Genomic DNA, 6,896 nt, shown 5'->3' with positions numbered 1-6,896 from the left:
ACGATCAAGGGAGCAAAAAACACTGCAACTAAAGCCACAAAAACAGCCTCCAATATGGGGTGGTGGGGCTTTTTAGGAAGTCTCATAGGCGCCATTATTTCCAGTGTTTTTGGCTACTACGGTTATAGAAGCCGTAAGGACACTTTCATGCTTTAAAACGTCTACCTTTAAAACAAATACATAAAAAGCTGCACGCATAGTGCAGCTTTTTTGCAAAATCTTCTTGATTTTTCATGCTTTTCAACACAATAAGAATTTTCGCAATCCACGTGAAGCTTTTATAAGCGTGAGAAACAAGCTTCAAAATAAAAGATTTTTTTCAATAATTCTATTTTTTTATGTTTTTCCTTTAAAAAACTTCTTAAATGAAGTGTTGACTCCATCGATTATATATATGCCATTACAGCATAACAAATATGCGGCTCTTGCTCTATTTTTTCCATTTAAGCCAAACGAATTTCGCAAAAAAATATTTCTCTACGATCAACAACTTTTCTCAATGTGGAAAACATATCAATCTTACATCTCATGTAAGAGGGAGCATTATGCGGTTAACATTTCATCCACACACAATATGAGAGAATAAGTTGAATTCTCTGATACAAAGGGAATACCAACCTACCCAATGATCTATTCTCAACAAAGCAACACTCTCACCACTTCAATACCAGTATTTTAGTTTGAGTATACGAACACAATTTACATTCTAGATTAAATGTATCAAATAAATAATGAACATAAAATCTATGAATAAACAATGGTTTAACTGTACATGCTTCAAACAAAGAACAAAATTCTATAATCATGCGTTATTAAATTTTTTTTTGTAAATATTTTATACAGATATCAAAAATCGTACCATTGCTTTCAATACAAGAAACCGACATAAAAAGTTTCATATTGAATGACCAAAATAGTCTTTTACAAATTGCGATATTAGAGCAAAAACTTCATTGGCTAATTATATGAAAAAATAAAATAGAAAATGCATTTTAATAAATATAAAAGCAAATTGTTTTATAAAAGAATATGACAAAAACTGATAAATCAACTTATGATCATGTATTTATGATTCAGATATTGAGTTCAATTTTGCACAATCATTTGAAAAAAACGATAAGATTAAAGTTTATGCGAAACTGCCTAAATGGTTTAAAATTGATACATCTCTTGGATCATATACTCCCGATTGGACTGTATTATTCGAGCAAAATGGGCAAGAAAAACTGTATTTTGTTGTGGAAAGCAAAAGAAGTATTTTCGAAGACATGTTGCGCGTTCTGGAAAAAGCAAAAATCCATTGCGGTCATGAACATTTCAAAGCTTTGGGAGAAAATACCCAATATATTGTTTCTGATAATTATCAAACTTTTATCGATCAAGCACTTCAAAAAGATACCATAACAACTTGAAAAAATGTTTTGGCTATGGAAACAACCCTCCCCTATTGTTTATAAAATGCACCTTTTTCCTACTCTATAATTTACAAGCCCTTCCTTATAACCGATTTTAATTTTTATTAAACAATCAAGAGATTGTTGAACATTTTCCAGAAAAGGCTGCACATTTAAGAAAAGAAAATTATAAGCTATTGAGAATACATTTGACACCCAAACAATCATTTAAGCATAAAAAATGATCTATAAACAAACATTGGATTTTTAAGTCAATAATTTGATTTATAAAGATTTTAACATTTTCCATGTTAAATAATAAATGCAAATGGAGCAGGCATGCACGTCTCGTGTAGGTTCTGCTTTTGCTCTCATACAGAGTGAATTGACAGTAAACAGACTCCTCGATAAACTCATTAAGATCAACTTAACCGATGGTTTTATTTTGGAGGAAGAGGGATTGTATACAAGGGGACCATCAGCGCTCCCAATCACATTTATCCCAATATCAAAACCACAGCCATCACAAACACATGTTAATTTTTAAAAGTCTGGGAATGGGGCGGGGACAATATTTTAAAGAATATCAACAGGGGGCATAATAATGCAAAAGAGAGATTCCTATACAAAAACAGAAAGGTATGTCATATATACCGTCATTATTTCCAGCATACTTCCTCTGCTGGACGGGAGCATTGTCAATGTCATCCTTCCTAACCTTGCGCATTATTTTTCAGTCGGAGAAAATAATATACAATGGGTTGTAACATCCTATTTTCTCGCCACCGTTCTAGGGCTGCTAATGGCCGCTTTTGTGCAAGGAAGAATAGGTATCAAAAGCACTTGGCTTCTTGCAAGCTTCATTTTTATGCTTGGATCACTGGGGGTAGGATTAAGCTATAATTTTCCAACTATTATATCTGCCCGTATCGTTCAAGGTTTTGGGACCGGTCTTTTGCTGCCCCTTAGCCAAACCATCATTGCCTTACAATTTGGACAGACACGAGTGCGCCAAGCCATGGGCACCATAGCCGTACCAACAGTTTTCGCTCCTGCCTTTGGTCCGCTGGTAGGCGCCTCGCTTGCTCAGTATGTGTCTTGGCGTTTGTTATTTTTTATCAATATTCCGCTTATTTTATTGGCACTCACCCTTGGAGCTAAACATTTAAAGAGCAACGAAACAACAAAAACAAAATTTAACTTATTTGCTTTTTTAGCGTTTTCCATCTCCCTTCTTTCGTTTTTTTATCTCACAGAAGCCAGAAATATCAATAACCACAACACCCTCTTTATCCTAGCGCTTATAGCCGTGATATCTCTCATATTATTCATTGTTTCTAATCAGAAAGCAAAAAACAAATTAATCGTCTTTAGCGGATTTCAAAATGCGCGCTATACATTGCTCATGATCATGGGGCTCGTTGCTTCATTTCTTTTTTATAGCTTCCTCGTTTATTTCCCACTAGCCGTTGCCATGGGAGGAAACTATGAAAAGAGCCTTCTCATCATCGGTGCCCTCCTTGCTCTGCAAGGAGTAGGTGCGTGGATTGGCAGGAAATTTATTTACCAAAAATGGAAAGAAAAATCTCCCTTTTTCATGATAGGAATTGGTTTAGTGATATCAAGCTTTGGGTTATTATGCTTCGGCTATAATATAAGCATGGATGGACTGGGATTCTTGCTAAGAGGCATAGGACTTGGCATCGCCACCATTGTCTGCCTTTCCGCCCCCATCCAATATGTCAACAGTTTATACGTCAAAGATACAGCCGTTATCACACGCATATTACAGCAAATAGGTGGTGCCTTAGGGGGTATATTCGCTGGCTTTTTGATCCATTCGCTGACAGAAGAATCCCTGTCCTTAAACCAAACATATATCGTATTCTTCATATTCTCTATCGCTGCATTTTTACTGTTTTGCCTAGCCCTCCTCTTATCGCCTAAAGAGAAGAATTTTGATTTATGATATGCTTTATTTGAACACCCTATCCATAACATTGGCAATGGCATATAAAATCATACAGCATTTACCACTTTTCGAGAAACCAACACACTGAGACATTGAACACAGCCTTCATCATTTTTATGAAAGAACACTAAACCGATAAGCTCCTTAAGCTCTAAAATTGATCACCTCCAGTAACGTACGGTGTTTGTAATTTTATGATACCTCTGTGCTTTTAGATCCCTCTAAAAACCTCTTGAAATATGGGATTTTCTGATCAGACCTTTGCAAAGATCCACGAAATTAAGCACGCATTTCAATGCGGAATAGTCCCATAAATGCGCTAACAGATGCCCTACCGCACCAACATAGAATATAGAACCCACAATGCCCCCAAATACTGACCATCTTCTGCCACGCATCGCGATGCAAAAAATCGCACTGTATTGCAAACTTGATAATGTTATTCGCCCCTTTTCAAAGTCATTGAATCACTATGCTTTCATAACAGCAATAGGTCCAAATGAAACTGAAGCGACAAAAACAGCTGGTAAAGCAGCATCTTCTCTCCATTTCATTGTTAACTGTTATAAGAAATTTCCCCCACTTTAATAAAAAATCCCTCTCTCATTGAGAGGGAAATTTTAAAAACATTGAAAATCATAAAGCATGATGACAGACAGCAAACCATCTCTAAAAAGACTGTTTCTTGATTTTCACAGCGTACTCTTAGATTTCTCTAACATTTTCCTGTCTTTAAATTTTCCTTATAAGTTTTACGGACAAAAGAAGCTTTTCAGAACTCTTTTACACATAACTTCATTGCTTCAAGCTCCCTTACAGACACGATAAACGTTTATATTTCCATCTACCAAGTATGCGAGCTTCACAGCGGATATAATGAAAACAGTCTTTTTATAGAAAACCGTAAGCTTTAACGGAATAAACGAGATTTTAAACTAGCCTCCCGCATTACTCTATACCGGTTATGCAAATAAAGAGCGCCATCTACTTTTTCTGACAAGCAAAGAACACACACAACATTTAGTAACATGCCATTATTGAAATTCTTGTCACAAAACCTTCCGTTCAGGGATTATGCGCATTGCCTACTTCCTTCTCTCCAATAAACAATCTGCCAATAAAGAATGCTATTGCAGTTACGATAATACAAAATTATACTTCTGTTCTCATTCTATATTTTTCCAATTATCACGCATTATTCACCCCCTTCACTGTTATAACAATGAAAGGAAAAAAATTAAAACACAATATGGCATTTCTCTTTCACAAATCTTATATAAGCCACAAAATTGTTGCGCGACTTTCTAAGCAAGGTCAAGCAATAAAATTATATTCTAACAACCACTCCACATACCACTTTTTGATATTATAAAGCCATAAAATGCAATTATCATCTCCGCAAACAATATCTCAGAAAAACAAAATCCCTTCTGCAATCATTGGACTACTCCCTCCAATGTTTGCGCACCATTATACGCATAACGAGTTAGATGACTTGTTTATTGCATCATTTGCTCCTCCTGAAATTCCAGAAGGTACAAAAATCCAAAAAGTTAAAGCGTGGCTACGTGCAATCAATTCTCAATGCGAAGAACCACTTGAATTCCTTGGTAACCTGCTTAGTGATTTTATGGAAAAAGAATATTATGATCCAGACCCTACCGGATTGAATTCATCGTTATACAAAAAAACTCTACAGTTAAAAGAAGATCAACGTAAAATTTTAGAAACGTTAAAGAAAGATGGATTGGAATATCAGCGTGGAGGGTATATTATCAAAGCAGGTCTTCTTTCTATAAAAGAGCTACAAAACCGTATTGCAGAGAAAGGACTTTCAGCAGTAGAAATCGAAATAAATAGGGCATTAGAAAATATAGAAAAAGATCCAAGGGAGGCCGTTCTATTTGCAGCAAATCTGTTGGAAGCCTCTTGCAAAGCTTATCTCGACCACCATTCTATCCCATATGCAGAAAACGCCCGTAATAATCTGCCCGCTTTATGGAAAGAAGTTGCTAAGAAGGCTAAGATTCATACTGACGATATAAAGCAAAAAAACTTAAAAAATCAAGATCTAGATAAAAATGACTTAAGAATGATCGCAACCGGTCTATCCAGAATCGTTAGTGGTACTATGAATTTAAGAAACAAGAAAAGTGCAGCGCATGGCCGCTCAAAAAAGGATTTTGAACTAATCAATCTCAAGCCTCGCCATGCGCGTTTAACTTTTAATGCCGCCCATTCTCTCTCAATTTATATTTTAGAGCTCATGGATCAGCCATAATAAAAAACCATATCACGACTACCAGCATTTTTTCGTGCCATTTTTAATGCCTAAAAAGCATTAAAGGGGAGTGGTTGCTTCTACCCCACAAAACCAAATATTTCTATAGCATGACAGAATGAGTAATCACACCACCCTATAGTTCTCCTTTTCCCCGCGTTTCTAGGCTCCGCTTCTAAAGTCAGTGGCAATTTCTGTAAATGCAAAAGCCGCCCTTAAGGATGGCGAATGAGGATGGTGCAAAAGTATTGCCTTGATTATTTTTTTTAAGAACAAACTAGCTGGTGTACTATTTTTGGAAAGCTCTCGTGCAGAAATATTATGATGGAGAAGCTAGTCATTATGATAAAAACACAAGTCTTAACTCCGTAAAGAGAGAAAATCTGAGCTTAGATTTAATTCCTACAAAGCCTTTATGCGCGTAAATTACGTACCTATACGTTCTTCCCCTACCCTACTTAATTTTATAATAAGACAGCTCCGTATAAAAAACAGCACTATTCTTACATACCATAGCCATTATGTATGTTAGGATAGTGTAAAAAGCTGTTATTTCTCTATCTGAGCCGTAAAGCACTGCCCCCACAGATCATAGGCATGGGCTTGCTACCCCAAAAAGCTTGCTAGGTAAAAATCCCCCTTAGTATTTAGTGGTATAGATAGTTTGGAGTTCAAGGAATTGTTTGCAGTTTTTTGTTACAAAAAGTTGGCAGATTGTTTTGAGGATGAAGATATACAGGTACACATAGAACAAAGGGAGGGATGATATTAAAATCCAAGAGAATCTGAGTTTAGATTTAGTCCTTGCGCGCCCTTTAGTGCGTAGCATTACGTAGCTTAATGGCTTTTACCCTCCCTTGCTTTCCGAAGGTGCATGATGATTAGTAGGCATGCCCCTTAGTTCTTATTTGGGTTTTGTACGTGGGAAGAGTTTTGAGTGATTAGCATTTTACTCCATGCGTTTACGCGTTACACTTGTTTTTTCCTGCTTTTATTTTCAGAGATTGATGATATTTTTGTTTTGCAGTACTAAGAAGAGCTTTTAGATTTATTGTTTTAGAGAGAAGAAAGCATTCTCTACCTGCCTCTGCCTACCACTGCTTCATTAGGGCATGCCCCTTATTAATCCTATTGCATTCTTTTACGGGATGAGAAGACATCCGATCCAGCTCCAAAGCCGCTCCTAGGTCTTGGTAGTTTTACGGGCGACTAGTTTTTCTAGTTTTTTTGATGAGTTTCTATGAGAAAA

The 6,896-nt window shown here is 36.2% G+C and carries 5 protein-coding genes and 1 pseudogene; all 6 read left to right on the top strand.

The genetic code is table 11. The features are described 5' to 3' along the window. A pseudogene (locus ACFINS_RS09200) lies at positions 1-156 on the top strand (DUF3792 domain-containing protein); the annotation flags it as partial. Positions 157-1,064: 908 nt separating this feature from the next. Further along, positions 1,065-1,412 (top strand): hypothetical protein, encoded by a 348-nt coding sequence (locus ACFINS_RS09195; protein WP_375681544.1) that lies wholly within the window; start codon positions 1,065-1,067, stop codon positions 1,410-1,412. A gap of 310 nt (positions 1,413-1,722) precedes the next feature. Next, on the top strand, positions 1,723-1,941 hold the full coding sequence (locus tag ACFINS_RS09190) for a hypothetical protein (protein WP_375612595.1): 219 nt from the start codon (positions 1,723-1,725) through the stop codon (positions 1,939-1,941). Between the two features lie 57 nt (positions 1,942-1,998). Beyond that, the gene (locus ACFINS_RS09185) at positions 1,999-3,363 is read left to right on the top strand and encodes an MFS transporter (protein WP_375706121.1); all 1,365 of its coding nucleotides are present in this window, start codon (positions 1,999-2,001) and stop codon (positions 3,361-3,363) included. A gap of 366 nt (positions 3,364-3,729) precedes the next feature. Further along, entirely contained in the window at positions 3,730-3,954 is a 225-nt protein-coding gene (locus ACFINS_RS09180) for a hypothetical protein (RefSeq protein ID WP_375706120.1), read from the top strand. Between the two features lie 793 nt (positions 3,955-4,747). Continuing rightward, a complete protein-coding gene (locus ACFINS_RS09175) occupies positions 4,748-5,647 on the top strand; it encodes an abortive infection family protein (RefSeq protein WP_375681541.1) in 900 nt (299 codons plus the stop codon). The last annotated feature ends 1,249 nt before the right edge of the window (positions 5,648-6,896 follow it).

The organism is Bartonella sp. AA2SXKL, assembly GCF_042197205.1.
Lineage (GTDB): Bacteria > Pseudomonadota > Alphaproteobacteria > Rhizobiales > Rhizobiaceae > Bartonella.
Note: the sequence above shows the minus strand (reverse complement) of the source record. Positions and strands in the feature narration are given on the sequence as shown.

Excerpts from the sequence above, each read along its gene's own strand:
- ACFINS_RS09190 (WP_375612595.1), top strand. The coding sequence starts at position 1,723 with ATGGAGCAGGCATGCACGTCTCGTGTAGGTTCTGCTTTTGCTCTCATA.
- ACFINS_RS09185 (WP_375706121.1), top strand. The coding sequence starts at position 1,999 with ATGCAAAAGAGAGATTCCTATACAAAAACAGAAAGGTATGTCATATAT.
- ACFINS_RS09180 (WP_375706120.1), top strand. The coding sequence starts at position 3,730 with ATGCCCCCAAATACTGACCATCTTCTGCCACGCATCGCGATGCAAAAA.
- ACFINS_RS09175 (WP_375681541.1), top strand. The coding sequence starts at position 4,748 with ATGCAATTATCATCTCCGCAAACAATATCTCAGAAAAACAAAATCCCT.